The sequence below is a fragment of the Burkholderia sp. NRF60-BP8 genome, from assembly GCF_001522585.2.
GTDB lineage: Bacteria > Pseudomonadota > Gammaproteobacteria > Burkholderiales > Burkholderiaceae > Burkholderia.
In genome coordinates this window covers 593,592-620,323 of record NZ_CP013372.1, presented here as the reverse complement: position 1 = coordinate 620,323, position 26,732 = coordinate 593,592, and the positions used below count along the sequence as shown (strand labels likewise).

25 protein-coding genes are annotated in these 26,732 nt (G+C 69.3%); 13 read left to right on the top strand and 12 right to left on the bottom strand.

Going from position 1 to position 26,732, the window contains the following annotated elements:
• Positions 1 to 450 precede the first annotated feature (450 nt).
• Positions 451 to 2,514 carry a pyridoxamine 5'-phosphate oxidase family protein gene (locus tag WS54_RS02860; protein ID WP_059784390.1) on the bottom strand — a complete coding sequence of 688 codons (2,064 nt, stop codon included), beginning with the start codon at positions 2,512 to 2,514 and terminating at the stop codon, positions 451 to 453.
• A 33-nt stretch (positions 2,515 to 2,547) separates the two neighbouring features.
• Positions 2,548 to 3,192 carry a glutathione S-transferase family protein gene (locus WS54_RS02855; protein ID WP_059784392.1) on the bottom strand — a complete coding sequence of 215 codons (645 nt, stop codon included), beginning with the start codon at positions 3,190 to 3,192 and terminating at the stop codon, positions 2,548 to 2,550.
• Between the two features lie 126 nt (positions 3,193 to 3,318).
• Here WS54_RS02855 and WS54_RS02850 point away from each other — a divergent pair, with 126 nt between their 5' ends.
• Positions 3,319 to 4,260 carry a LysR family transcriptional regulator gene (locus WS54_RS02850; protein WP_059784395.1) on the top strand — a complete coding sequence of 314 codons (942 nt, stop codon included), beginning with the start codon at positions 3,319 to 3,321 and terminating at the stop codon, positions 4,258 to 4,260.
• Positions 4,261 to 4,291: 31 nt separating this feature from the next.
• On the opposite strand, the gene WS54_RS02845 is transcribed toward WS54_RS02850, so the two are convergent.
• From WS54_RS02845 to WS54_RS02835, 3 genes are all read right to left on the bottom strand, one after another.
• Positions 4,292 to 4,621: a type II toxin-antitoxin system RelE/ParE family toxin gene (locus tag WS54_RS02845; RefSeq protein WP_059784398.1), complete on the bottom strand. Its 330-nt coding sequence runs from the start codon at positions 4,619 to 4,621 to the stop codon at positions 4,292 to 4,294.
• Positions 4,618 to 4,890: a type II toxin-antitoxin system Phd/YefM family antitoxin gene (locus tag WS54_RS02840; RefSeq protein WP_059784400.1), complete on the bottom strand. Its 273-nt coding sequence runs from the start codon at positions 4,888 to 4,890 to the stop codon at positions 4,618 to 4,620. Before WS54_RS02840 ends, WS54_RS02845 begins: the two co-directional genes overlap by 4 nt.
• 93 nt (positions 4,891 to 4,983) lie before the next feature.
• The gene (locus tag WS54_RS02835; RefSeq protein WP_236872750.1) at positions 4,984 to 5,628 is read right to left on the bottom strand and encodes a TetR/AcrR family transcriptional regulator; all 645 of its coding nucleotides are present in this window, start codon (positions 5,626 to 5,628) and stop codon (positions 4,984 to 4,986) included.
• A gap of 103 nt (positions 5,629 to 5,731) precedes the next feature.
• Between WS54_RS02835 and WS54_RS02830 the strand changes: the two genes are divergently transcribed.
• From WS54_RS02830 to WS54_RS02820, 3 genes are read left to right on the top strand one after another with little or no spacing between them, the layout of a single operon-like run.
• A complete protein-coding gene (locus tag WS54_RS02830) occupies positions 5,732 to 6,661 on the top strand; it encodes an SDR family NAD(P)-dependent oxidoreductase (RefSeq protein ID WP_059784406.1) in 930 nt (309 codons plus the stop codon).
• Positions 6,658 to 8,241 carry a flavin-containing monooxygenase gene (locus WS54_RS02825; protein WP_059784408.1) on the top strand — a complete coding sequence of 528 codons (1,584 nt, stop codon included), beginning with the start codon at positions 6,658 to 6,660 and terminating at the stop codon, positions 8,239 to 8,241. The genes WS54_RS02830 and WS54_RS02825 overlap by 4 nt, the downstream gene beginning before the upstream one ends.
• 7 nt (positions 8,242 to 8,248) lie before the next feature.
• Complete coding sequence (locus WS54_RS02820) at positions 8,249 to 9,232, top strand: alpha/beta fold hydrolase (protein ID WP_059784410.1); 984 nt, start codon at positions 8,249 to 8,251, stop codon at positions 9,230 to 9,232.
• 55 nt (positions 9,233 to 9,287) lie between these two features.
• On the opposite strand, the gene WS54_RS02815 is transcribed toward WS54_RS02820, so the two are convergent.
• Positions 9,288 to 9,686: a carboxymuconolactone decarboxylase family protein gene (locus WS54_RS02815; protein WP_027782376.1), complete on the bottom strand. Its 399-nt coding sequence runs from the start codon at positions 9,684 to 9,686 to the stop codon at positions 9,288 to 9,290.
• Between the two features lie 362 nt (positions 9,687 to 10,048).
• Between WS54_RS02815 and WS54_RS34135 the strand changes: the two genes are divergently transcribed.
• From WS54_RS34135 to WS54_RS02800, 4 genes are all read left to right on the top strand, one after another.
• Positions 10,049 to 12,322: a collagen-like triple helix repeat-containing protein gene (locus WS54_RS34135; RefSeq protein ID WP_108041770.1), complete on the top strand. Its 2,274-nt coding sequence runs from the start codon at positions 10,049 to 10,051 to the stop codon at positions 12,320 to 12,322.
• Between the two features lie 129 nt (positions 12,323 to 12,451).
• On the top strand, positions 12,452 to 13,735 hold the full coding sequence (locus tag WS54_RS02805) for an isoprenylcysteine carboxylmethyltransferase family protein (RefSeq protein WP_034205409.1): 1,284 nt from the start codon (positions 12,452 to 12,454) through the stop codon (positions 13,733 to 13,735).
• Between the two features lie 250 nt (positions 13,736 to 13,985).
• Positions 13,986 to 14,210 carry a hypothetical protein gene (locus tag WS54_RS33495; protein ID WP_159086625.1) on the top strand — a complete coding sequence of 75 codons (225 nt, stop codon included), beginning with the start codon at positions 13,986 to 13,988 and terminating at the stop codon, positions 14,208 to 14,210.
• Between the two features lie 105 nt (positions 14,211 to 14,315).
• Positions 14,316 to 14,942 carry a hypothetical protein gene (locus tag WS54_RS02800; protein ID WP_059784416.1) on the top strand — a complete coding sequence of 209 codons (627 nt, stop codon included), beginning with the start codon at positions 14,316 to 14,318 and terminating at the stop codon, positions 14,940 to 14,942.
• A gap of 117 nt (positions 14,943 to 15,059) precedes the next feature.
• On the opposite strand, the gene WS54_RS02795 is transcribed toward WS54_RS02800, so the two are convergent.
• A complete protein-coding gene (locus WS54_RS02795) occupies positions 15,060 to 15,584 on the bottom strand; it encodes a hypothetical protein (RefSeq protein WP_034205410.1) in 525 nt (174 codons plus the stop codon).
• A 145-nt stretch (positions 15,585 to 15,729) separates the two neighbouring features.
• Between WS54_RS02795 and WS54_RS02790 the strand changes: the two genes are divergently transcribed.
• A complete protein-coding gene (locus WS54_RS02790) occupies positions 15,730 to 16,290 on the top strand; it encodes an NADPH-dependent FMN reductase (RefSeq protein ID WP_059784418.1) in 561 nt (186 codons plus the stop codon).
• 33 nt (positions 16,291 to 16,323) lie between these two features.
• Here the strand turns inward: WS54_RS02790 and WS54_RS02785 are convergent, their stop codons facing one another.
• The 5 genes from WS54_RS02785 to WS54_RS02765 all read right to left on the bottom strand — a co-directional run bounded on the left by WS54_RS02785 (position 16,324) and on the right by WS54_RS02765 (position 22,387).
• Positions 16,324 to 16,950, bottom strand: coding sequence for a DUF2894 domain-containing protein (locus tag WS54_RS02785; protein ID WP_059784421.1), 627 nt, complete (start codon positions 16,948 to 16,950; stop codon positions 16,324 to 16,326).
• Positions 16,947 to 17,591: an OmpA family protein gene (locus WS54_RS02780; protein ID WP_059784423.1), complete on the bottom strand. Its 645-nt coding sequence runs from the start codon at positions 17,589 to 17,591 to the stop codon at positions 16,947 to 16,949. Before WS54_RS02780 ends, WS54_RS02785 begins: the two co-directional genes overlap by 4 nt.
• A 3-nt stretch (positions 17,592 to 17,594) precedes the next feature.
• A complete protein-coding gene (locus WS54_RS02775; RefSeq protein WP_108041768.1) occupies positions 17,595 to 20,642 on the bottom strand; it encodes a DUF802 domain-containing protein in 3,048 nt (1,015 codons plus the stop codon).
• Positions 20,643 to 20,652: 10 nt separating this feature from the next.
• On the bottom strand, positions 20,653 to 21,447 hold the full coding sequence (locus tag WS54_RS02770; RefSeq protein WP_059784428.1) for a DUF3348 domain-containing protein: 795 nt from the start codon (positions 21,445 to 21,447) through the stop codon (positions 20,653 to 20,655).
• A 301-nt stretch (positions 21,448 to 21,748) separates the two neighbouring features.
• Positions 21,749 to 22,387 (bottom strand): LysE family translocator, encoded by a 639-nt coding sequence (locus tag WS54_RS02765; RefSeq protein ID WP_059784433.1) that lies wholly within the window; start codon positions 22,385 to 22,387, stop codon positions 21,749 to 21,751.
• A 275-nt stretch (positions 22,388 to 22,662) separates the two neighbouring features.
• Here WS54_RS02765 and WS54_RS02760 point away from each other — a divergent pair, with 275 nt between their 5' ends.
• The 4 genes from WS54_RS02760 to WS54_RS02745 all read left to right on the top strand — a co-directional run bounded on the left by WS54_RS02760 (position 22,663) and on the right by WS54_RS02745 (position 26,705).
• Positions 22,663 to 23,532, top strand: coding sequence for a hypothetical protein (locus WS54_RS02760; RefSeq protein ID WP_059784435.1), 870 nt, complete (start codon positions 22,663 to 22,665; stop codon positions 23,530 to 23,532).
• 50 nt (positions 23,533 to 23,582) lie between these two features.
• On the top strand, positions 23,583 to 24,161 hold the full coding sequence (locus WS54_RS02755) for a hypothetical protein (RefSeq protein ID WP_059784438.1): 579 nt from the start codon (positions 23,583 to 23,585) through the stop codon (positions 24,159 to 24,161).
• Positions 24,162 to 24,343: 182 nt separating this feature from the next.
• Positions 24,344 to 25,723, top strand: a complete 1,380-nt coding sequence (locus tag WS54_RS02750) for an FAD-containing oxidoreductase (protein WP_059784441.1) — start codon at positions 24,344 to 24,346, stop codon at positions 25,721 to 25,723.
• A 79-nt stretch (positions 25,724 to 25,802) separates the two neighbouring features.
• Positions 25,803 to 26,705 carry a LysR family transcriptional regulator gene (locus WS54_RS02745; RefSeq protein WP_059784444.1) on the top strand — a complete coding sequence of 301 codons (903 nt, stop codon included), beginning with the start codon at positions 25,803 to 25,805 and terminating at the stop codon, positions 26,703 to 26,705.
• Positions 26,706 to 26,732: the final 27 nt, after the last annotated feature.

The window sequence follows — 26,732 nt, the reverse complement described above, 5'->3', positions numbered from 1 at the left end:
GGGCACTCGCGCCGGCCGTTCGTCGGAACGGCGGCCTGCCCGGCGCGCGACATCGCGGCGTGGCGCGCATTTTACCCCGGGCGGGGCCCAGGGCCGAGGAATCGGGCGGAACGGGAAACGGAGAAGCCGGCAACCGGAATCGCGCTTCGGGCGGCGCGACGGCGGCGACGATGCGGGCGCGATTCGCGTCGCGCGCCGGCCCCCGACACCGGCGTCATCGTGCGCCGGGCGGAACGCCTGGAACCGGCGCGGGAAGGGCCGCCCGCTACCGGTTCGTCAGCCGTTCGCTTTAGCCCCCCGCATCGTCACCGTCCATGCCGAGCAGTTTCTCGACGGGCTCGTTCATCGAATCGGTCGACGCTATCGTCGACCCGGACGGCATCCGAAAAAGCAGCAGTTGCACGCGCTTTTCGCGCGGCAGGCTGCCCGCGGTCGCCTGTCGCAAGCGCGTCAGCAATCGAGCACGAGCGGCTCCGTGGCCCCTTGTACGGGCCGCGCGACGCATGGCAGCGCGCAGCCGGGTGCGACCGGCGCATCGGGCGTCTGCGCGTAGTCGACCGCGCCCGACAGCACGCGCGTCGCGCACGTGCCGCACGAACCGGCGCGGCATTCAGACGGCACGGCCACGCGCTGCCCTTCCGCGAATTCGAGCAGCGTGCCGTCGGCGGGTGTCCATGCGGCTTCGCGCCCCGTGCGCCGGAACACGACAGGCACGCTTGCCGCCGCAGGCGCGGCGGCCGCGCGAGTCGCACTGCGCGAGACGCTCGATGGCCCGAACGCCTCGAAACGGATGCGCTCGTCCGGCACGTTCAGCGCGCGCAGCCCGTCGTACAGGTCGCGCATGAACGCCGACGGCCCGCACAGGTAGAAGTCGTAGTCGTCGAACGACAGGATCCGCTTCAGTTGTCCGACGTCGATGCGGCCTGCCCTCGCGGCCGCCCCTTCGTGAGGATGACTGTCGAACCAGTGAAGCGACACGCGCGCATCGGCGGCCGCGATGCGCGCCAGTTCCGCGGCAAACGGCCGGTCCGCCGCTTCGCGTGCGCCGTGCACGAACACGACGCGGCGCGACGGTGTGTCGTCGGCCAGTGCCCGGCGCAGCATCGCGACCATCGGCGTGATGCCGATGCCGGCCGACACGAGCACGGCCGGGCGCGGGCTCGCGAGATCGAACGCGAAGCGGCCGCGCGGCATCTGCGCGTCGAGCGTGATGCCCACCCGCGCATGATCGTGCAGCCATGCCGATACGCGCCCCTCGCGCTTCACGGTGATCCGGTAATGCACGCCGCCCGGCGCATCGGACAGCGTGTAGCTGCGCATCGACGGCGCGTCGCTGCCCGGCAATGCGATGCGCAGCGTCAGGTGTTGACCGGCTTCGTACGCAGGCAATGCGCCGCCATCCGCCGGCTCGAAATGGAACGACCGGATCGCGCGCGCCTCGTCGACGATCTTCGCGATGCGCAGCGGCCGCCATGCGGGCGCCGATGCCGGCGCGACCGCGGCCTGCACGGGCCCGGCCGTTGCCGCGGCGCCGCCCGACGACGACGCCATCGCCGCGAACTGCGGCGCACGCTCGACCGCCGACCACCGGAACGGCAGCACCGCCCGCATGCGCCGCACTTCCCGTACATGGAAGCGCACGACGCGTTGCGCGCCGTCGAACGACGCGACGACCGGCCCATCCCACACGATCTCCGCGTGCGCGGCGACATACAGCACATCGCCGCCGTCGAAATCGACGAACAGCAGCCCCGCGCGCGGATCGTGCTGCAGGTTGCCGAGCGTGTTGAAGAACCGGTTGCCGCTGAAATCGGGCGTCGTCAGCGTGCGTGCATCGTCGACGCGAACGAAGCCCGGCATCCCGCCGCGATGCGACACGTCCGCGCCGCGCGCCGCGCCCGCGTCGGGCGACGCGTTCGCGCTCGCGACGAAGAACGTGTCGGCCTGCGCGAGCAGCGCGCGGTCCGCGTCGCTCAGCGCGTCCGACACGTTGGGCGCGACGGATGCGTCGACGTCCCGCGCAATGAAGGTCGGCTTGCGGCCCTGGATGTACTTCGCGCAATTACCGAAGCTCTGCTCGACCGCGATCGTCAGCGCCTCGCCGTCCACCGTGCGCACGACGCCGTTCACGCGATTGCGCCGCCGCGTATCGAATTCGATCCCGAGCCCGCCGAGCGGCGCACCGGCCTGCCACGCGCCGGCCAGCGGGTCGCCCGGCAGCGCGCGCGCCGCGATGCGCAGCGTGCGGGCGTCCGGCGACGTGACGAAACCCGGCGCGCCGACCCGCAGCGTCGCCCATGGCTGCCCATGCGCATCGACGCCGCCGAGCACGAAGAACGGCAGTTGCGCGAAAAAAGTCCGGTGCTGGTCCGGCATGAAACGCCGGATGCCGCGCCGGCCGGCCACGCCCGCCGCGTCCGTCACTCCTGCGCGCTGCTGCACGGCGAGCTCGCCCGCGTGAAACGGCGGGGTCTCGAGGTCCCAGCCCGGTACGACGGCGCCCGGCGCATTCATTGCGTTTTCCTGAACAGGTGCGGTGGCCGCGCGTCAAGCGGCGAGCAGGCCCGCGCGCGTCGTCGGCATCGCGACGAAGCCCGGCAACGCCTCGATACGCGCCAGCCACGCGCGCACGTGCGGATACGGTTCGAGCGACACGCCGCCTTCCGGCGCGTGCGCGATGTACGTGTACGCGGCGATGTCCGCGATCGTCGGCTGCGCGCCGGCCGCGAACGGCTTGCCGGCCAGCTCGCGATCGATCACGTCGAGCACCTTCGCGGCCGTGCGCTTGGCCGCGTCCGGGTCGAGCTGCGCGCCGAACACGGTCACGAGCCGCGCGGCGGCCGGCCCCGACGCGATCGGGCCGGCCGCATACGACAGCCAGCGCTGCACGACGGCCGCGCCGACCGGATCGTCGGGCAGCCAGTGCGCGTCGCCGTAGCGCTTCGCGAGGTACACGAGGATCGCGTTCGAATCGGCGATCACGGTGCCGCCGTCGTCGATCACCGGCACCTGCCCGAGCGGATTGAGCGCGAGAAATGCCGGTTCGCGCTGCGCGCCGGCCGCGAGATCGACGTCGATGGTCGTGGACGGCAGCCCGAGCAGCGACAGGAACAACCGGACACGGTGCGCGTGCCCGGACAACAGGAACGAATAAACGCGGATCGGCGAAGCAGGCTTGCTGGCGGCAGACATGGAAACACTCCGGCATCTCGCGCCGCCGGGGATCGGCGACGAACGGCCCCAGCGTAGCGCTCGCGGTTCGCCGCCAGAAGACGGATAATTGCTGAAACATTATCCGCTTTCATAGGACAATCGACGATGGCCGATCTGCGCGACGTGAACCTGAACCGGCTGGCGATCTTCGTCGCGGTGGTCGAGGCCGGCTCGCTGACGGCCGCGGCCGAGCGGCTCGGCCTCGCGAAGACGGTCGTCAGCACGCACATGCAGCGCCTCGAATCCGAGGTCGGCGCGAACCTGCTGGTGCGCACGACGCGGCGGCTGAGCGTGACCGATGCCGGGCGCGCGTTCTACGACGCGTGCCGCGACATCGTGCGCGCCGCCGAAACCGCGCTCGACGCGGTGTCGTCCGACGCCGGGCCGCTGCGCGGCACGCTGCGCGTGAGCGTGCCGATCGACTATGGCGCGCTGGTCGTCGCGCCGGCCGTCGTCGCGCTGCGCGACCGGCATCCGGCGCTCGCCGTCGAACTCGTCGCGAACGACCGCGTCGTCGATCTCGTCGCGGACAACCTCGACGTCGCGATCCGCATCGGCCGCCTCGCCGATTCGAATCATCGCGCCGTGCAGCTCGGCACCTACGAGAAATGGCTGGTCGCGAGCCCGGCGTTCGTTGCACGCCACGGGTTGCCGCGCGATCCGGATGCGCTCGCCGCGCTGCCGTTCGTGATGTTGTCGTCGCTGCCGCGCCCGCATACGCTCGACCTCGACGACGCGCGCGGCGGCCACGCGTCGGTGCGCTGCGTCGCGCCGGTGGTGTCGAACACCGCGACCGCGTGCCGCGCGATCGTGCTCGCGGGCGGCGGTTTCGGGCTGCTGACGGATTTCTCGACCGCGGACGACGTCGCGGCCGGCCGGCTCGTGCGGCTGCTGCCGGGTTGGCGCACGGCGCCGGCCGGGATTCATGCGGTGTACCCGTCCACGCGGCTGCCGTCGCCGAAGGTGCGGGCGTTCATCGATGCGATGAAGGCGCGGCTCGGGCAGACGCCGGTCGCGCCCACGACGAGGCGCTCACGTTCGAACTAGCGGGAAAGTGAAGAAACGCGAAGGTCGGCGCTCAATAGGTCTGCATGAGCCGTCTCATCAGCAACGACTTCAGATCCCTGCGCGTATCGCACACGATATGCACATGGACCGTGTCGCCGCGCACGTCGTAAATGATGCGATTCATTCCCGCGACGACTTCGCGATACTGACTGAGGTCGATATGCGCCAGCTCATCGGGAATCCTGCCTTGAGCCGGAAAAGCACGAATCGACGCGATGGCGTCCTTGATCTGTCGATAGCTGACTTGCCAGGTTTCCGGGCCGAAGTTCGACAGAAGATAACGCCTCAACGCCTTCAAATCTTTTTCCGCCGAGCGAAGAACGACAACGCGTAACGTCATTGATCGTCGTCCTTGTCGAGGTCGGCGAAGACATCCTCGACGGGACGGAAGTGACCCTGATCGATCTCGCGATTGCCCAGCGCAAGCAACTTCAGCAGCGCGAGCGTCTCTTCGTGCTCCTCATACGACTTGACGTCCAGGACGACGAGCTTCGCTTCGCCGTTCTGGGTGATGAGCATCGGCTCGCGGCTCTCCGAGATGTCCTTGACGATCTCGGCCGCGTGGCTCTTGAGATAGCTGATGGGCTTGACTTGAGTCGAGAATTTCATGGAACGCGTCCTTGGCCGGGCACCGGATGAGACCGATTATAGTCCAAATTCAGTCTCCCTCGAGGTGGCGATAGTCGCCCCTTGGCGACGCGCCTACCCGCCCGCTTCCCCCAACGTTCCCAACAGCACCTTCCTGCAACTCGCGATCATCTGTGCCTCCGGATCGCGATAGCCGGTGAGCAGCCATGCGGCGCCGACGTTCGTCATCGCGCCCACCAGCGCGAGCCCGATCAGCCGCTGCTCGGTGCGCTCCGCCGGCGTCACGGCTTCGCGCGGCACGCCGATCGCCATGATCAGCTTGCCGAAGTCGAGCAGCATGCGCTGATACGTCATGTCGGTATCCGCACTCACGCCCATCACTTCGAGCAGCAGCACGCGCGCCGCGCACGGGTCGCGCAGAAACGCGAAGAACGCGGCGAGCCCCGCGTCGACGCGCTCGCGCAGATCGCCGCCGCGCGCGGCGACCGCCTGCGCGACCGCGTCGTGCAGTTGCTGCGCGTGATGCAGATAGGTGCAGCGCAACAGATCCTCGGTGCTGTCGAATGCCGCATAGAAATAGCGATCGTTCAGCTTCGCTTCCTGGCAGATCGACCGCACGGTCGCCTTGCGAAACCCCACCGTGCCGAATACGCGCGTCGCCGCGCGGATCAACGCGTCGCGCCGCTCGGCGGCCCGTACCTCGGGCGCCACGCCGCCATACGACCGGCCTCTTTTTTCCGTTTCGAGTGCTTTCTCCATTCCGCTATTTGACATCAGGACACCCGAAAACTAAAGTGGTGACGAACAACACCACAATAGACGCGCCGCCGATGCAGCGCAAGCGGAACGGGAGGAACGACGGATGAAGGGATTTTCCGGCAAGGTCGCCGCGATCACGGGCGCCGGTTCGGGCATGGGCCGAAGCCTCGCGATCGAGCTCGCGCGGCGCGGCTGCGAGGTCGCGCTCGCCGACGTCGGCGAAGCCGGGCTCGCCGGCACGGCGGCCGCGTGCGCGTGGCACGGCGTGCGCGTGAGCACGCGCCGGGTCGACGTCGCCGACCGCGACGCGGTGTTCGCGTGGGCCGATTTCGTTCGCGCCGAGCACGGCAAGGTCAATCTGATCTTCAACAACGCGGGCGTATCGCTGGCCGCCAGCGCCGAAACCGCCCGCCTCGCCGATCTCGAATGGATCGTCGGCATCAATTTCTGGGGTGTCGTGCACGGCACGCAGGCGTTCCTGCCGCATCTGCGCGCGTCGGGCGACGGGCACGTCGTCAACACCTCGAGCCTGTTCGGGCTCGTCGCGATGCCGACGCAAAGCGCGTACAACGCGACCAAGTTCGCGGTGCGCGGCTTCACCGAGGCGCTGCGGATGGAACTCGAACTCGACGGCGCGCCGGTGAGCGCGACCTGCGTGCATCCGGGCGGCGTCGCGACGAGCATCGTCGACGCGGGCCGCGTCGACGCCAGCATCCACGCGCTGACGGGGCAGGACGAAGCGACCCATCGCCGCCAAGCCAACCGCCTGATCAACGCGACGACGGCCGACGAGGCCGCGCGACAGATCCTCGCGGGCGTCGAGCGCAATGCGCGCCGCGTGCTGGTCGGCGCCGACGCGCGCCGGCTCGACAGGATCGCGCGGCTGCTCGGCGCCGGTTATCAGTGGCTGATGCTGCGCCACGTGCGTCGCGCCCGCGCACGCAATCTCCGCCCGAAGGTAGCCTCCGCGGGAGAACGCGCCTACGCGCCCGCCGCCGCGCGCCCCACCCCACCGACGAAGGACCCCGCATGAGCTCGACGACGACCGACCGGCGCGCCGCGCCGCCCGCCCCCGACGCCCGCCGCGACCGAAGTGACGGCAACGACCTCGACGTGCTGGTCGTCGGCGCCGGCCTGTCCGGCATCGGCGCCGCCTATCACCTGAAGCAGCGCTGCCCGCATGCGAGCGTGGCGATCGTCGAGGCGCGCGACGCGATCGGCGGCACCTGGGACCTGTTCCGCTATCCGGGCGTTCGCTCGGATTCCGACATGTTCACGCTCGGCTACAGCTTCCGCCCGTGGCACAGCGACAAGGCGATCTCCGACGGGCAGACGATCCTCGACTACATCCGCGACACCGCGCACGCGTACGGCATCGACAAGACGATCCGGTACGGGCAGAAAGTGATCGCGGCCGACTGGGATTCGCACCGCGCGCGCTGGACGGTGCGCGTCGAACGCACGCGCGACGGCGCGCTCGACACGCTCGTCTACACGTGCCGCTTCCTGTACATGTGCAGCGGCTACTACGACTACGACGCCGGCTACCTGCCCGACTGGGCAGGCATGGACACGTTCGAGGGCCAGCTCGTGCATCCGCAGCACTGGCCGAAGGATCTGTCGTACGCGAACCGGCGCGTGGTCGTGATCGGCAGCGGCGCGACGGCCGTCACGCTCGTGCCGTCGATGGCGGCCGATGCGCGGCACGTGACGATGCTGCAGCGCTCGCCGACCTACATCGTGTCGCTGCCCGCGCGCGACAAGATCGCGAACGCGCTACGCCGCGTGCTGCCGTCGCGGCTCGCGCACCGGCTCGTGCGCGTGAAGAACGTCCTGCTGACGATATACCTGTACAACGTGTCGCGCCGCAAGCCCGACCGGACGAAGCGGTTCATCATCCGCGCGGCGAGCAAGCAGCTCGGCCCCGACTTCGACGTCGCGAAGCACCTGACGCCGCGCTACATGCCGTGGGACCAGCGCGTGTGTCTCGTGCCGAACGGCGACCTGTTCAAGGCGATTCGCGCGGGCCGTGCATCGATCGTCACCGACGAGATCGAGCGCTTCACGCCGACCGGCCTCCAGCTGAAGAGCGGCCAGCAGCTCGACGCGGACGTGATCGTCACCGCGACCGGGCTGAAGATAAAGATGCTCGGCGGCGCGCGGGTCACGGTCGACGGCCGCGCGGTCGATTTGTCGGAGACGGTGTCGTACAAGGGGATGATGTACAGCGACGTGCCGAACCTCGCATCGTCGTTCGGCTACACGAATGCGTCGTGGACGCTGAAGGCCGAGCTGATTGCGCGCTACGTGTGCCGGCTGCTCAATCACATGCGCGCGAACGGGTACGACACGTGCGTGCCGCGGCTCGGCGCAGGCGATCTCGGCGACGTGCCGGCCGTCAACCTGAGTTCGGGTTACATCCAGCGCGCAGCCGGCATCCTGCCGAAGCAGGGGCACCGCAAGCCGTGGAAATTCCACCAGAACTACGTGCTCGATCTCGCGTCGCTGAAGTTCAGCCCGCTCGCCGATTCCGCGATGCATTTCGAACGCCGCGCCCAACCCGGCCAAGCAGCAGCCGCGCCGGTTGCCGAACCCGCACTCGACACCCGCTGAGGCCGACATGACTCCTACGCTCCATCTGATCCAGAACGTGCTGCTCGGCGTCGTCGCGGTGCTCGCTGCGCTCGCGCTGTTTACCGGTTACGTGGCCCGTCGCGTGACGCGCGCGTTTCCGCCCGAAGGCCGCTTCGTCGACATCGACGGCGACCGCATCCACTACGTCGAATACGGCAACGGCCCGCCGATCGTGTTCGTCCACGGGCTGGCGGGGCAATGGCGCAATTTCGCGTACCTGCCGCTCACGCGGCTCGCGCAGCGGCATCGCGTGATCCTGATCGACCGGCCGGGCGCCGGCCGCTCGCTGCGCGGCCCGGCCTCGCAGGCGAACGTGTTCGCGCAGGCCCGCACGGTCGCCGCGTTCATCGACGCGCTGAAGCTCGACAAGCCGGTGCTGGTCGGCCACTCGCTCGGCGGCGCGATCGCGCTCGCGGTGGGCCTCAACCACGCGGACCGCGTGAGCCGGCTCGCGCTGATCGCGCCGCTGTCGCACGAGCAGACCGAGCCGCCTGCGCCGTTCAAGCCGCTGATGCTGCCGTCGCCGCTCGTGCGCCGTTTCGTGTCGTGGACCTTCGCGATCCCGCTGACGATCCTGACGGGCCGCAAGGCCGTGCGTCAGGTGTTCGCGCCGGAGGACGTGCCGCGCGACTTCCCGGTCAAGGGCGGCGGCCTGCTCGGGATGCGCCCGCACGTGTTCTACGCGACGGCGACGGACCTGCTGTCGGCGCCCGTCGACCTGCCCGCGATGGAGCGTCGCTATGCGGAACTCGCGCTGCCGGTCGACGTGCTGTACGGCCACGCCGATCCGATCCTGAACTGGCGCGCGCACGGCGAAGCGCTCGCGCGGAAATCGGCGCGCGTGCGGCTGAAGGTCGTGGAGGGCGGGCACATGCTGCCGGTCACGCTTCCCGAAGCGACGGCCGACTGGCTGCTCGAAGTCGCCGCCGCGCCGGTTGATGCCACCGCGCAGCCGGTACGCATCGCGTAGATCGCGGCAACGAGGCGGGCCGGTTTCCGTGCCGGCAGCCGCCGCAGCGACCGAATCAGGCTTCGTCGTCGGGTATCGACAACCCGAGATCCGAGAGCACCTCGCGCGCGCTGCGGAACGCCTCGACCGCGGCCGGCGCGCCGGCGTACAGCGCGCTGTGCAGCAATACCTCGCGGATCTCGACGAGGCTCGCGCCGTTGTTGAGCGCACCGCGAATATGGCCCTTCAGCTCCGTGCCGCGGCCGAGCGCCGCCAGCATCGCGCACGTGCACAGGCTGCGCGTCTTCAGGTCGATCCCGCCCCGCTGCCAGGTGCTGCCCCATGCATGTTCGTTCAGCCAGTCCTGCAGCGGACGCGAAAATCCGTCGAGGTCGCGCATCGCGCGCTCGACGAACGCCTCGCCCATCACGTCGATCCGCCGCGCCTTGCCGTATTCCCTGTCCTGTTCGCTCATGTCGGTGTCCTGGTTGGAGTCGGGGCCGCCTCGGCGTCGCCGGCAGCCGGGAGATGTCGTGCCATGTTCATGCGCGCGGCGCGGTTTCGTCAAAGACGCGGCGCTCGGTTCGCGGCGCGTCCGCGGCACGGACGGCCGAACGCTACGTAACATCCGGCCGGGCGTTACGGCGCCTGACGGGAACATCGCAGCCGCGACGTTCGCGCACCGCGCGTGCCCGTCGCGCGAAACCGCCATTCCTCCGTTTAAATCGCATCGATATTCCCGATTCCCGCAACAAATCGCGATACCGTTTCGCGAAACTTGTCATGGCGCAGAATTTGCAGTGAAGACCTCGACACACTTCCAATGTCGAGGCCAACATGCACACTCTTTTCAAGAAGACGACGGTAACGATGGCCGTCTCGTCACTGCTCGCGCTGTACGGCTGCGGCTCGGTCGATGGACCGACGACCCCGCCGACGATCAAGCCGAGCACGTCCGGGACGAGCGGCACGTCGGGGACTTCCGGTACGTCGGGCGGCGGTTCGTCGGGGACGTCGGGTGGCGGTAGCTCGGGGTCGTCGGGGACTTCTGGTACGTCAGGCACTTCCGGTACCTCGGGCACTTCTGGTACCTCCGGCACCTCGGGCACCTCCGGCACTTCCGGCACTTCCGGCACCTCCGGCACTTCCGGTACCTCCGGCACTTCCGGTACTTCCGGTACCTCGGGCACTTCCGGTACTTCGGGCACCTCCGGTACGTCGGGCACTTCCGGTACGTCGGGCACCTCCGGTACCTCGGGCACTTCCGGTACCTCGGGCACTTCCGGTACCTCGGGCACTTCCGGTACCTCGGGCACCTCCGGTACGTCGGGCACTTCCGGTACGTCGGGCACCTCCGGTACGTCGGGCACCTCCGGTACGTCGGGCACTTCCGGTACGTCGGGCACTTCCGGTACCTCGGGCACCTCCGGTACGTCGGGCACCTCCGGTACGTCGGGCACTTCCGGTACCTCAGGCACCTCCGGCACGTCGGGCACTTCCGGTACGTCGGGCACTTCCGGTACGTCAGGCACTTCCGGTACGTCAGGTACCTCCGGTACGTCAGGCACTTCCGGTACGTCAGGTACCTCCGGTACGTCGGGCACTTCCGGCACGTCGGGCACTTCCGGTACCTCGGGCACGTCCGGCACTTCCGGCACTTCCGGCACTTCCGGCACGTCCGGCACTTCCGGTACCTCGGGCACCTCCGGTACCTCAGGCACGTCGGGCACTTCCGGCACCTCCGGCACCGGCGTCACCCCTCTCGGCAACGTCCTGCAGAAATCCGGCAACCTCGTGACGGCGCTCGGCACGACGGTCGTAAACGGCGGCGGTCAGATCGGCGGCGTGCAGATTCCCGGCACGAACCCGGCGACGGCCACCAGCATCGGCAACGCGGTCGGCAGCCTCGGCAACGGCGTGCAATCGCTCGGCAACGGCGTCGCGGCCGGCCTCGGTTCGATCGGCGTGTCGGCGAACCCGCTCGGGCCGACGCTGACGTCGACCACCGGCCTGCTGACCGGCGCCGGCGGTGCGGTCAACAACCTCGGCAATGCAGTGACGAGCCTCGGCACCGGTCCGCTGTCGCCGCTCGCGCCGGCGACGACCCTGGTCGGCAGTCTCGTCAACACGGTCGGCACCGCGGTCAATTCGACCGCATCGGCGCTGAACACGGCGCTGAACAGCTCGCCGGTCCAGCAGCTCGAAACGCAGCTCGGCAAGGTCATCAACCCGATCACGAATACGCTGACCGGCGGCGCCACGACGCCGGGCGTCACGCAGACGCTCGGCGGCGTCACGCTGCTCGGCGCGCCGCTCAACGGCCTGTTGAGCACGCTCGGCAACGGCATCGCGCTCGCGGGCACGAAGGTCGGCGGCGCGACCGACAACCCGGTCGGCACGAGCCTCGGCGGCGTCCTGGGGCAACTCGGCAATACGGTGACGTCGACGGGCGGCCTCGTCAACGCCAACAACGCGGGCAGTTCCAGCAGCGGCACGGGCGGCAGCAATCCGCTCGCCCCGATCACGGGCCTGCTCGGCACGTTGACGGGCGGCCTCGGCGGCGGCAGCTCGAGCGGTTCGGGCGGCACCAGCGGAACGAGCGGCACCGGCGGCGGCCCGCTCGCGCCGATCACCGGCCTGCTCGGGACGGTGACGGGCGCACTCGGCGGCATCGGTTCGGGCGGCACCAGCGGCACGGGCGGAACGAGCGGGACCGGCGGCACCAGCGGCACCGGTGGCGCAGGCCTCGGCGGCCTGCTGGCGCCGGTCACCAACCTCGTCAACGCGCTGACGCCGCTCGGTGCGAGCCTCACCGGCACCGTCACGACGCCGGGCGGCAACGTGTCCGGCACGCTCGGCGGGGTGCTGACGAGCGGCCCGGTCGGCACGCTCACGGGTGCGCTGGGAACGCCGGCCGGTTCGGCCGGCGCCACCGGCACGGTCAGCTCCGGCGGCGCAGCCGGCACCGTGACGACGCCGGGCGGCAGCGGCTCCGTGGTGACCGGCCTGACCGGCAGCACGGGCGGCGGCGCCGCGGGCGGCACCGGCAACCTGCTGTCGCCGGTGACCAACCTGCTCGGCGGTCTGCTGGGCGGCGGCACCAAGAAGTAAGCAACGCATCACGCATCGCATCAGAACGACAGGCCAATGGCCGGGCGCGCATCCATAAACAGCCCGGCCGACGGCCGGCGTCACCCGCCCAGCGGGGGCGCCGGCCCTCACACCCACGAGGATCCGATCATGAACTCCACGCTCGACGGCGTCGTCGCTGCGCCGGACCACCCACCCCGCTCCGCCACGCCGTTACGCGCCGGCCTGCTCGGCATCACGGCCGGACTCTTCGCGCTGTGGGTGACGCGCGACCACCCGGCCCTCGACGCGGCCACCCGCGCGGTCATCGCGAGCCTCGCGATCATCGGCACGATCGCGCTGCACGAACTCTTCGTCTCGCGCGTCTACCTGCGTCCGAGCGCGGGGCTGTCGCGGCAGGCCGTCCGGCCGCTCGGCATCGCGCGCGTGGCGACGCGGCTCGGCGCGCTGGCGTCGGTCTACGCGGGCATCGGCGCGATCTACTGGCTGCTGCCCGAATACCACGGCGCGTTCTACCTGCCGTTCTGGTCGCTGCTGCGCTCGCTCGCGCCGTACGTGATCGTCGCCGCGCCGTTCTACTTCGCGTGGATGGACCGCCACCAGCGCGAGACCGACGACGCGTATCTGCTGTGGGGCCGCTTCCTGTTCCGCCGCGAGCAGCCCGCGAGCTGGAAGCCGGTGCGCGAGATGCTGGCCGGCTGGGGCGTGAAGGCGTTCTTCCTGCCGCTGATGACTGTCTACCTGTCGAAGGACGCCGATCACCTGAGCGCGTCGCTCGCGAACGCGATGCATGCGCCGATGACGATCGCGACCTTCGTGTTCATGTACGACCTGTCGTTCACGATGGATCTGATGTTCGGCACCGTCGGCTATCTGTGCACGTTCCGCATCCTCGACAGTCACGTGCGCACCGTCGAGCCGACGACGCTCGGCTGGGTGGCCGCGCTGATCTGCTATCAGCCGTTCTGGTCGCTGATCTCGAACAACTACATCCGCTACGAAGGCTCGATGTTCTGGGACAACTGGCTGCTGTCGGCGCCGACGCTGCGCGTGATCTGGGGCGCGACGATCATCCTGCTGCTGCTGACCTACGCGCTGTGCACGATCTCGTTCGGGCTGCGGTTCTCGAACCTCACCAACCGCGGGATCATCACGTCGGGCCCGTACCGCTTCACGAAGCATCCGGCGTACATCACGAAGAACCTGTCGTACTGGATGGTGTCGGTGCCGTTCGTCGAGCCGCTCGGCTGGCAGGTCGGGCTCATGCATTGCGCGGGACTCGTCGCGGTCAACCTGATCTACTACGTGCGGGCGAAGACGGAAGAGCGTCATCTGATGCGCGATCCCGACTATCGCGCGTATGCCGAATGGATCGCTCAGCACGGGCTGTTCGCGCGGATCAGGCAGGCATTCGGCGCGCGGCAGGCGGTGTGACGGCGCGACCGGGGGCGGCCTCCGTGCCGCTCCCGTCCCTCGCATGGGCATCGGCTTACCTGTCGCAGGCTTCGCACCCGCAACGACACTTTTTCGCGCATGCCCTCCAGCGCTCGACGATGCGCTTTCGCGTATAACTCCCGAACGTGTCGGCGCGCCCCATGCGGCCAATTGTCGCGAAACGCCGCGATTCCCCGCTTTTCGTCGCCTTTCTCCGTCAGTCCGATTGCCCGGCTCCGGCGCGTCGCGTATGGTGCTGGCCGTCCGCGCACGATCCGTCGCCGGACACCCGACCGTCGCCCCGCGCGACGGCCGTGCGGGCCGTGCCCGCCGCTCACCGTCTCCGCGACGCCGCCTGCCGACGCCGCGCATTCATGAGGAAAGAGGCGTGATCCACAAAGTCCTGATCCTGTTCGCACTCTGCATCGCGGGCCTCGCCGCGATCGCCGCCGGTTTCCAGCACATCCCCAGCTGATTCGCGGCCCCGGCTCGCTTCGCCGAGCCCGGGGGCCGCACCCGCTTCCGTTCCCTTTTGCGATGAACCTCTTTCCCGAACCGCCCGGGACGGGCGGCTTTTGCCATGCGTATCGACGTACAGCATTCCCAGCACGACATCGACGACGAACTCGACATCCTTCATGAACGTCTGCACCAGCCGGGCCATCGCCTGCACGGACTGCCGGCCGTCGCGCTCGGCCGCTCGGGCCTGATCGTCCGCCACCGCGAAGCGGACGGCGAATACTTCCTGTATGTCGAGGATCCGGCCGCGCGCCAGCTCGCCGGCTATACGGTGTTCAACCGCCTGCCCGAACTGCCGCGCCGCGCCGACCGCTACCTGCGCGCGCCGCATACGCGGCTGCGCGGCTCGGCGCAACGCCGGGGCCTCGCGACGGCGCTGTACCGCTGGGGGCTCGACGCGGGCCTGTGCCTGATCAGCGGCGCGCGCCAGTCGATCGGCGCCGCGCAATTGTGGACGGCGCTCGCGCAGGATTACCAGCATGGCTTCGTCGATGTCGAAGGCCGTGCGCTGCGCTATCTCGGCGAAACCGTTGCCGACGACGTGCACGGTGCGCTGCATACGCGGCGGCTGTTGCTCGGGCGCGGGTGGGGCATCGGCGAATTCGCGCAGGCGGCCGGGATGGCCGGCGTGGCATCCGGCACGATGCGATGGCCGGTATCGTCGGACCCAAGCCATGCAGGCGCCTGATCGGGACGATGGTCGTCACGATTTGCCAGGGACACGGGCCGCACGTACCGGAAGACGATCGATCCGACGACCGTGCAGCCGTCGCGGCCAGCCATCGCGCATGGTCGCGCGAGTGCGTTACTGACTTGCGCGCTGAAGCGCCTGGCGACCGCGTTCGAGAATCTGCCAATCCTGCTCGGCCGCCGATCGTTCGCCGGGGAACCTGCGCGCGTATTGCAAAAGCAGGTCGGCCCAGCGCGCATCCCGCTCGATCGCATCGAGATTTCGCTGCTGCTCCGGCATTCTCGATTGCAACAGGACAGCAAAAGCAAGTTGGCTGCCGACAAATTCAGCCGTCGTGGCCATTCCCCAGTTTCTTTTCGGCCCGCAAAATGCGAACGACGCGGCAAGACGCTCGGATTTGACGAACGCATCCTGGTTTGCCTGTTGCTGAATCATCCGGGTCGCTTCTGCGATCTCCATTTTCAAATGCGCCGGATCGCAGACCGGTTGGTTCGCGGAAGCCGCGATCCTGTCGAGCGCAGTCTGCACGTTTCGATCGTCGGATGGGCGCGCGACATCGTCACGCGTGGACGAACGACCGGCACAAGCGCTGGCCAGCACGGTGGCGGCAACGAGAATCAGAGCATTCCAGCGCTTCATGAGCGAATCATTCCGCAAAAAAAGATTTCCGGGCCGACGAAAAGCAGACCGTGATTGTAGTGCCTGCGATCGGATCGGCCGGCGATCGCGCGCACGGTGCGATAATGCGTCCGCCCCCACGTATCGCATTCCCGGACCCTCGCCGATGGCCATCGCTCCCCGCCGCCGTATCGACATCGTCGCGCTGTGCGGCAGCCTGCGCGCGCAGTCGTGCAACGCGGCGCTGCTCGACGCAGCCGCGCTCGTCGCCCCGCCCGGCATGCGCATCGCACGCTTCGATCGTCTCGGCGAGTTCCCGCTGTTCAATCCCGATGCCGAATACCCGACGCCCGCCGCGGTGCGCGATCTGATCGACCGCCTGAACGCGGCCGACGGCGTGCTGATCGCCAGCCCGGAATACGCGCACGGCGTCACCGGCGTGATGAAGAACGCGCTGGACTGGGTCGTGGGATGCGAGGCCGTCGTGTACAAGCCCGTGGCCGTGTTGAACGCGTCGCCGCGCGCGACGCATGCGGACGCGGCGCTGCGCGAAACGCTGTCGGTGATGTCGGCGCACATCGTCGAGCCTGCATCGATCGCGCTGCCGATCCTCGGGAGCCGGCTCGATGCGGCGGGCATCGCCGCGCATCCGCCGTTCGCGTCGGCGCTCGTCGACGCATTGCACGCGCTGCGCGCGGCGATCGACGACACGAGCGCCGGCCGGTAGGCGATCCACGCGCCGAACGCGTGCGGCGTAGCGTTATCGCGCCTTCGCGCGCGTCGTCTTTCTCGCCGGTTTGGCCGCTTTCGCGCGCGGCGCTTCCTTCTCGGGCTGCGCGCCGCCGCCGACGAGATCCTCGAGCCATGCGAGCGCATCGACGTACGACAGGAACTGCTGCAGGTAGTCCGGCGACAGCTCGCGCATCGTCGCGAGCGAGCGGTGCACGAGGCTGTTCGAATTGAGCGGCCCCGCGTTGCGCGGCACCTGGTCGAGCGACTGCCGGTATTGCTGTTCCGTGCGGACTTTCGACCACGTCGCGCGGAAGTAGTCGACGAGTTCTGGATCGAGCCCGCGCCGGTCGGCCTGCGCATCGCGCGCGAGCCCTTCGACGAGCGCGGCAAGCGCGCCGCGCGCGGGCGCCTCCGCAGCGGCTTTCCCCGTCTCGCGCGGGGTGTCGGCGTCATTGCCGCGCGCGACGAGCCCCGCGAACCCTTCGAGCAGCGTCGCCAGCCGCGCATCGACCAGCGCGCGTGCGGCGCCGTCGAGCACGGCCGCGCGCCGTTCGAGCGCGTCGATCCGGTGAAAGCGCACGGGATCGAGCCGATCGGCGCCCTGCTCGCGCCATGCGTCGAGCGTCGCGCGCACGTGCGTCGCATCGCCCGTCACTTTGCCTTTCCTCCGTTCGACGCCGACTTGCGCGGCACCGGCGCGATTTCCACGCGGCGGTTCTTCGCGCGGCCTTCGTCGTCCGCATTCGAGCTGACCGGCTGTTCGGAACCAAACGCGGCCGCGAACACCGACGAGGCCGGCACGCCGGCATCGATCAGCGCGCGCGTGACCGTCAACGCGCGTTTGGCCGACAGTTCCCAGTTGTCCGCGAACAGGCGGTTACCGGCGTGCACCTGCTGGTCGTCCGCGAAGCCGCTGACCATCAGGATCTCGTCGCGCGTCTTCAGGTACGTGGCCAGCGGGCTGGCCAACGTCTTCAGCAGGTCGCGGCCCGCGGGCTGCAACTGGTCGGAGTTCAGCGCGAACAGCACGTTGCCGCTGATGCCGATGCGTCCGTTCACGAGCGTCACGCGGCCGGCCGCGAGCGGCCCGGCGAGGGCCTGTTCGAGCGACTTGCGCTGCTGCGCCTCGAGCTGGCGTGCACGCACCGCTTCCTCGAGCTTCGACGTGAGCTGAAGCTGCATGCCGATCACGCCGACGAGGATCAGCACGAACGCGCCGAGCAGCACCGACATCAGGTCGGCGAACGCGGGCCACACCGGCGCCGATTGCGCGCCGCCGTCGATTTCGTCGTGCATGCGTTACGCTCCGACGGGCGCCCGCCGGCCGGCGAGCTGCTGCAGGTCTTCGACGATCTGCTTCTGCGACATCACGCTCAGGTCGATCACCTCGCGCGCCTGCGCGACGTAGTACTCGAGCTGTTCGTCGCTGCGTGCGAGCGATTTCTCGAGCGCGGCTTCGATACGCTGCAGATGGGTCAGCAACTTGTCGTTCGATTCGCCGAACACCTGCACGGCCATCCCGAACGCGTCGCCGAGGCTCGCCACTTCGACGGCGCCGGCCGTGACCTGCGCGGCCACCGAATCGAGCTTGCGCGTCTCGGCGTCGACGGTGTCGTTGAAGCGCGCGCCGACGCGATCGAGCAGGTCGGCCGACGTGCTGACGAGCGCGTCGATCGCGGCGCGCTGTTCGGTCGACGCGTGGTTGACCGCGCCGAGCAGCGTCTCCAGCGTCGCGAGCAGGCGGCTGCGCTCCTCGAGCGTCGCGGTGTCGCGCACCATGCTGTCGGACAGGCGCTGGCGCAGCTCGGCGACGACGTCGGCCGCAGCCTTCGGCGCCTCCGACGCGGCCTGCACGAGGCGCGAGATTTCGTTGATCGTGTCGCTCGCGTGAACCTGCGCCTGCGCGGTGATGTCGTTCGCGGTGCGGGCCAGCGTGTCGCAAATGTCCTGCTGGCGCGCCGCGGCCTGCGCGCTCGTCTGCGCCCATTCGTCGCGCAGCGCGGCCGCCATCGCCGCGAGCGAATCGCTCCAGGCAGCGAGGCGCTCTTCGTCGCGTGCGGCCAGTTGCGATTGCAGGCCGGTATGCGATTCGCGGATCGTCGACAGCAGATCGTTCGAGCGTTGTTCGAACGTCGACGCCTGTGCGGCCAGGTCGCGCGTCGTTTGTGCGAGCGCGTCGCAGATTTCCTGCTGACGGCCGGCGCTGTGCACGCCTGCGCGCTGCCACTCTTCGCCGAGCTTCGCGGCCATCGCGGCGAGCGAATCGTTCCAGGCAGCTAGGCGCTCTTCATCGCGCGCAGCCAGTTGCGATTGCAGGCCGGTGTGCGATTCGCGGATCGTCGACAGCAGATCGTTCGAGCGTTGTTCGAACGTCGACGCCTGTGCGGCCAGGTCGCGCGTCGTTTGTGCGAGCGCGTCGCAGATTTCCTGCTGACGGCCGGCGCTGTGCACGCCTGCGCGCTGCCATTCTTCGCCGAGCTTCGCGGCCATCGCCGCGAGCGAATCGCTCCAGGCGGCGAGGCGTTCTTCGTCGCGTGCGGCCAGTTGCGATTGCAGGCCTGTGTGCGATTCGCGGATCGTCGACAGCAGATCGTTCGAGCGTTGTTCGAACGTCGACGCCTGCGCGGCGAGATCGCGCGTCGTTTGCGCGAGTGCGTCGCAGATTTCCTGCTGACGGCCCGCGCTGTGCGCGCCCGCACGCTGCCATTCTTCGCCGAGCTTCGCGGCCATTGCGGCGAGCGAATCGTTCCAGGCAGCGAGGCGCTCTTCATCGCGCGCCGCCAGTTGCGATTGCAGGCCGGTGTGCGATTCGCGAATCGTCGTCAGCAGATCGTTCGAGCGTTGCTCGAACGTCGACGCCTGCGCGGCGAGATCGCGTGTCGTTTGCGCGAGGGCGTCGCAAATTTCCTGCTGACGGCCCGCACTGTGCGCGCCCGCACGCTGCCATTCGTCGCCGAGCTTCGCGGCCATCGCCGCGAGCGAATCGTTCCAGGCCGACAGACGTGCTTCGTCGCGCGCCGCCAGTTGCGTCTGCAAACCCGCGTGCGACTCGCGCATCGCGGCGAGCGTCGCGGCCGAATGGCGTTCGAACGTCGCGGCGGCTTCGCCCAGCGCGCGCGCATGCTGGCCGGCCAGCGTCTCGCCGGCCTGCTCCTGGCGCGACAGCGCCTCGCGCCATGCGTCCGACAGGCGGCCTTCGGTCGATTCGAGGCGCGTCGCGACGCCGTCGAGCAGATCCGACGAACGCTGCGCGAACGTGTCGGCGAACTGGCCGAGCGTCGTCTGCAACTGCTGCGCGATGGCATCGCTTGCGCGGCGCTGTTCGTCGAGCGCGCGGTTCCACACGGCCGTCACGTTGCCGGCGGTCTTCTCGAAGCCGTCCGTCAGCCCGTCGAGCTGCCGCTGCACCGCACCCGTCACGGTGTCGCGCAGCGCGGCCATCTCCTGCGCGAGCCCCGTCATCGTCGCGGCGACGACCGGCTGCAGCGCCGCACCGGCCACGCGCGCGCTTTCGGCGGCGCTTTCCTTCAGCGCGTCGCCGACGTTCGACGCAAGGCCCGCGTACGCGCGCTCGGTCCGCTCGAAAAACGCCTGCTGACTTTCGAGCTGGCGGTCGTGCAGCGCGACGCTGCGCGCCTCGAGCGTCGTCATCATCGTCTGCAGCCGGTCGACCAGCGCCGGCATCACGTCGGCCTGGCGCTGCAGCAGCCGGAACGATTCGTCGCGCTGATGCGCGGACGAATGCACGCGCAACGTCGTCGCGATCTTCGCATCGAGCTGCTGGGCCGCATCGATCCGCTCGCGGCGCACGAGCGCGGACAACAGCCCGAGCATCGCGGACGTGGCCACACCGGCGATCGACGTGCCGAACGCGAACCCGAGCCCCTTCACCGGCGCGATCAGCGACGCGCGGATCGCGTCGAGATCGGTCGCGCTCTCGAGCGCGGCGCCCGTGCCCTTCAGCGTGACGACCATCCCGAGCAGCGTGCCCAGCATGCCGAGCAACACCAGCAGGCCGACGAGATAAGGCGTGAGCGCCGGGCCCGGCAGCGCGACGCGCGCGCCTTCGACCCGTGCGCGCACCGCGCCGCGCAGGCCCGGATGCAACGTATCGAGCCACGTGTCGAGTTTCGCGGGCGGGGCGTTCAGGCCGGCGACCGCGTGCGACAGCGTGGCGGTCGCCTGCCGGTAGCGCAGCAGCTCCCATGCGCCGGCGACGTAGCACACGCCGATCAGCAGCGTGACGGCCGACGCCAGCGGGTTCGACGCGACATAGCCGGCGCCGATCCAGCCCACTGCGAGCAGACCGGTGACGAAGACAACGAGATCAAGACGAATTCTGGACATAGCGTGTTGATTAGCAGGTGCGAAGGGCCGCGAGCAGCCCGTCTACCGTTTGAAACCGGACTTCGAGTTCGGCAAGGAGGATGCTTTGCATCTCGTCGCGAAACGTATCGAGCCATGCGCCGGGCACGATCGCCGCGACGGTCGCGGTGTCGGCCGCCGTGCCTTCGGCGGCAGGCGCGGATGCGTCGGGCGCATCGCGACCGGCGGCCGTCGCGGCCGCGGATTCGGCGTCGGCCAGCGCCTGCCGCTCCGCGTCGCGCAACCGCGCGAAGCGCGTGCCGAGCAGCGCGGGCACGGCCGACAGCAGGCTGCGCTCGCGCGCGCCGAGCACGCGCTCCATGATCGTGTCGAGCGTCGCGAGCCGCGCCATCCCGGACGAGCGCGCGGCGAGCGCGACCCGCAGGCGGCCGCGCAATTGGCCGATCGCCGTTTCCATGTCCTGCTGCAGGGTCAGATAACGCTGGCGGAAGTCCGCGAAATCGGCCGTGTCGGCGGCCGGCGGCGGCGGGTCGCCCGGCCGCCGACGCGCGCGCGGCCGGTGGCTGGCCGCGATCGCCTGCGCGAGGTCGTGGCGCACGCGCGCGCAGTCGCGCTCGGCGTCGTAGCCGCGCACGCCGGCCGCAATGCCCGGCGGGCTCGCGTTCAGCGCGGACGACAGCGTGATCGCGTCGGTCCAGCCGAGCCACTGGCTCAGCCGATCGGACAGCGTCTGCCGGGATTCCGCGACGTCGGCATCGGCCAGGCGCGCGAGCAGCCGGACGAGCGTCGGACCGCTCAACGCCGGGCGCGGAGATGCTTGCACCATGCTGCAAACCGTCAAAAAAGGCAGCAGTTTACACGTCGTCGGGCAGTCGACCGCCGGAATCGGGGAAGCGGTGCGGTTCGGCGCGTCGTGCGCCCCGCGCGGACGCCCGTCGCGCAAGGCTCGGCGGGCGGCGGCAACGGGTGGAAGACAGGCTCGGCGGCGGCCGGTGGGCGGCCGCGCCATCGGGACGCGATGCGTTCGCGACACGCCGACGCGTGTTCGGGCGAGCGGCCCGGCCGGTTCCCGCCGCTAATCGGCAACGGCCATGGCCGGCCGCTGCCACGCGCTGACGAAGCAGCGCTCAGATCCCCGCTTTCGGTGCATTCAGGATCAGCCGCAGCCCGAGCAGCGCGATCGCGCCGGCCGCGATGCGGTCGACCCATTTCTTCGCGCGCAGGTAAAGTTCGCGCGGCCGACGCGTCGAGAAGCACAGCGCGACGAGCGTGTACCAGCCGAATTCGACCGCGAACACGAGCGGCGGCAGCACGAGGTAACACCACAGCGGCGGATGCTGCGGAAGCAGCGCCGCGAAGATGCTGCCGTACCAGATCGCCGTCTTCGGGTTGCTGAGCTGGGTCGTGAGGCCGGTCCAGAACGACTTGCGCGCGCTGCCGCCGACCATCGCCCGCGGATCGTCCATCGCGATCGGCCGATCGGCGCCGCGCCAGATCTTCGACGCCATGTAAATCAGGTAAACGCCGCCCGCCAGCTTGAGACCCACGTACAGCCATTCGACGGCCTGCAGCAGCGTGTAGAGCCCGGCCAGCGCGACGCCGCCGAACACGATGCCGCCGATGCCCATGCCGAGCGCGGTGGCGAGCCCGTCGCGACGCGACAGCCCGATCGAATTGCGGGCCACCAGCACGAAGCTCGGGCCCGGAATCATCGCGCCGAGAAACAGCGCAGCGAGGATGGCGAGTACGGCAGCCGATGCGGTCATCGACGTCTCCTTGGTCAGCGACGCCGCTGCGCCGGCGCCTGCGTGTCGTTTCCGACGGGTGGGGCCGTCGATTCTGGCACGCTTCGCGCGTGGCCGAAAGCGGCTGTGCGCTGCTATGCTGGCCCTCTTTCCCGTCATTCCGCGCCGCCCGTCGTGTTCAATCCGGTGCCCGGCACGGAGTTTCTCGCGCGATCTGTAACAACCACATCTCGCACGACTGGCCGCTCGCCCTCCCCGGTGCCCGACGGCCTACTTTTGACGAACCGGAGACTCTCGTGACCGACCCGACGATGACGCGCGAACAGTTCGAGCGCGACGATTTCAACGACCGCTGCCTGTTCACGGGCGTGCCAATCGAAGGTAAGAAGAAAGGCGAGCATGTCATCCCGCGCTGGCTCATCGAGGACTACGGGCTGCAGGCCCAGCGAATCGAGATGGGCGATACGACGCGTCAGGCGGCCATGAAGGAGTTCCGCTCGCCAGCCGATCCGGTCGCCAACGGGAAGTTCGGTGCACTGGAAGACAAGGTCAAACGCGGCCTCGCGAGCATCGACGAACTGCATCTGTGGCAAAAGAAAATTTCAGCCGGCATGGTGCTGAATCACTGGAGGATGGCCCGCAACGTTTGCCATCCCGGTGCACCCATCCAGTTTGACACGCGCTATCTCGCGTTTGCACTCCAGGACTTCCGGAAAGAATTCAGCGAGTATCTGGCGGCTCCTTACGCGCGCACGGGTTCGACACTGTGTCTGCCTACCCGCGTTCCGTCCGGTTGGATCGCTCATTCGTTCGGCGCGGTCATCAAGGAGCACGATGCGGGCCACGACGCGATCTTGCCGTTCTGCATGGTAGCGGTCAGCCACGGCGGGCAGTTGATCGTGTCCGTGCTGTTCGACCCCGAGCAAACCTTCGAATCCCACCGGTTGGCGCAGGAATGGGCGGCAAGGAAACTCGACGTCAGCGTATCCCCACTGCCCGTCCAGGCCGCGCTGGCAGTCAGCTTCGCGGAGCACATCACGGCAGCCGGTGAGGCGGCATTCGGCGAGCCTCAAGCATTCGATCCGCTGCTTGAGTTGGTCGCCTACCAGCTCGGCATCGAAATCGATCTCGCAACCTGGCACTATCGCCCGCGCGCAGCCGGCTGACATCGGGCGCGCCGGCACATCCGTCACCCTCCCGATATTCTGCCCCAATCATGCCGACACTCCGCCTGCTACTCTCGCTGCTCCCGCTCCTCGCCGCCCTCCCGCCCGGCGCCCGCGCCGACGGCCTGCCGGCGTCGATCGCCGCGCAACTGCCGCCCGGCTATCAGCCGCTGCTCGCGGAAGCCGGCCCCGGTCTCGACGATGGGCGGCACAGCTTTCTCGTCGTCGTGCATCGCGCGGTCGATACGCGCGACCAGCCGTCGCCGCGCCCGCTGCTGATCTACGAGGAACGGGCCGACCACACCTACCGGCTCGCCACGCGCAACGACCAGGTCGTGCTGCGCGCGAACGAAGGCGGCCAGTGCGATCCGTTCGATCCTGAAGACGCGGCCAACAACGGCCTTTCGGTGAAGGGCCGCTATTTCACCGTGCAGAATGCCGTCGCGTGCGGGCAGCACTGGACCGACTACGTCACGTTCCGCTACGACCCGCGCACGCACGGCTGGCTGTTTTCGAACCAAATCGTCACCGAATCGTTTCCGCTCGACGACAAGCCCGACCACGTCACCGTCACGCGCGCCGACGCGCACCGTCCGGTGTCGTTCGGGCAATGGAAGCGCAAGGACTAGCTTCCCGGTACGCACCCGCGCCGCGGCGGCGCCGTTTTTCAATCCGGCGCGTCGCCCGCGCGCCGCTCGCGACACCCGGCCAACGGGTCTACCATAGGCGCTCGTTGCCCGAGGGCGACCGCCGGCACGGCATGCGGCTTGCGCCTGCCCCTTTCCTCGTTGCCCCCGCACAGGAGGACGTCATGACGCAACACTTCGATGCGATCGTCATCGGCACCGGCCAGGCCGGGCCGCCGCTCGCCGCGCGGCTCGCCGGCGCCGGCATGAAAGTCGCGATCGTCGAGCGCGGCCGCTTCGGCGGCACCTGCGTGAACACCGGCTGCATCCCGACCAAGACGCTGATCGCGAGCGCGTACGCCGCGCAGCTCGCACGACGCGCCGGCGAATACGGCGTGTCGATCGGCGGCCCCGTCACCGTCGACATGAAAGCGGTGAAGGCCCGCAAGGACCAGATCTCCGGCCGCTCGAACCGCGGCGTCGAGCAATGGGTGCGCGGCCTCGACAACACGACCGTCTTTCAGGGTCATGCCCGATTCGAACGCGCGAACGCGGTGCGCGTGGGCGATGAACTGCTCGAGGCCGAACGCATCTTCATCAACGTCGGCGGACGCGCGCAGGTGCCCGCGATGCCGGGCCTCGACTCGGTGCCGTACCTGACCAACTCGACGATGATGGACGTCGACTTCCTGCCCGACCATCTCGTGATCGTCGGCGGCAGCTACGTCGGCCTCGAATTCGGCCAGATGTACCGCCGCTTCGGCTCGCGGGTCACGATCGTCGAGAAAGGCGCGCGCCTCGTCCAACGCGAGGACGAAGACGTGTCGCAGGCCGTGCGCGAGATCCTCGAAAACGAAGGGATAGACGTGCAGCTCGACGCGAACTGCCTGAGCGCGCGCCGCGACGGCGGCGGCATCGTGGTCGGCCTCGACTGCACGGGCGGCGGCCGCGAGGTCGCGGGCTCGCACCTGCTGCTCGCGGTCGGGCGCGTGCCGAACACCGACGATCTGGGGCTCGACCGCGCGGGCGTCGACACCGACGCGCGCGGCTACATCACCGTCGACGACCAGTTGCGCACCAACGTGCCCGGCATCTGGGCGCTCGGCGACTGCAACGGGCGCGGCGCGTTCACGCACACCGCGTACAACGACTACGAGATCGTCGCGGCCAACCTGCTCGACGACGACCCGCGCAGGGTGTCCGACCGCATCGCGGCCTACGCGATGTACATCGATCCGCCGCTCGGCCGCGTCGGCATGACGCTCGCGCAAGCGAAGCAGACGGGCCGCCGGCTGCTGGTCGGCACGCGTCCGATGACGCGCGTCGGCCGGGCGGTCGAGAAAGGCGAAAGCCAGGGCTTCATGAAGGTGATCGTCGACGCGGACAGCCACGCGATCCTCGGCGCGTCGATCCTCGGCGTGACCGGCGACGAAGTGGTGCACGGCATGCTCGACGTGATGACCGCCGGCGCGCCGTACACGACGATCAGCCGGGCGATGCATATCCACCCGACCGTGTCGGAGCTCGTGCCGACGCTGCTGCAGGACCTGCATCCGGTCGACTGACGCACGACAGGCGGGCGGCCGCGCACCGCGCGCCGGCGGTATGCGAAGATGGCCGCTCGCCACGCCATCCGGGAACGCCATGGACCGTCTGCAAGCGATGCAGATCTACGTACAGATCGTCGAACGCGGCAACTTCACGCAGGCCGCCGATGCGCTGCAACTGCATCGGCCGGCCGTCACGAAAGCGGTGCAGCAGCTCGAACAGGCGCTCGGCGTCCGGCTGCTGAACCGCAGCACGCGCCGCGTCAGCGTGACGGCCGAGGGCGAGGCGTTCCATGCGCGCTGCGTGCAGTTGCTCGGCAGCATCGACGAGGCATTCGCGTCGTTCCCCAGGCAACGCGCGGTGCCGAAGGGTCGGCTGCGGATCGACATCGCGCTCGCGCTCGCGAAGACGGTCGTGATTCCGGCGCTGCCCGATTTCCAGCAACGCTATCCGCAGATCGAACTCGTGCTCGGCACGAGCGACCAGCCGGCCGATTTGATCGGCGAAGGCATCGACTGTGCGGTGCGGGTCGGGACGCTGAAGGATTCGAGCATGGTCGCGCGCACCGTGGGCGCGGTGCACATGGCCACGTGCGCGTCGCCGGCCTATATCGCACGCCATGGCTTGCCGCGCACGCTCGACGAGCTGCGTACGCATCGCGCGGTCAACTTCTTCACCGGCCGCAATCGCCGCGTGCTCGAATGGACGTTCCGGCCGCACGGCGAAACCGTCGCGGTGAAACTCGCGAGCAGCCTGCTCACCGACAACTCGGAAGCGCTGCTGTCGTGCGGGCTCGCCGGCCTCGGCATCGTGCATGCGTTGCGGCCCGCGCTGCAGCCGAGCATCGACGCGGGCCGGTTGATCGAGCTGCTGCCCGGCGTGCCGGCCGTGCCGAAGCCGGTGTCGGTGCTGTACCCGAACCGCGCGCATCTGCCCGACAAGGTACGCGCGTTCATCGACTGGCTGACCGAGCTGTTCGCGCGGCGTTATCCGGCGTAGCGCGGGTTCGCGTCGATTGTTATTCGT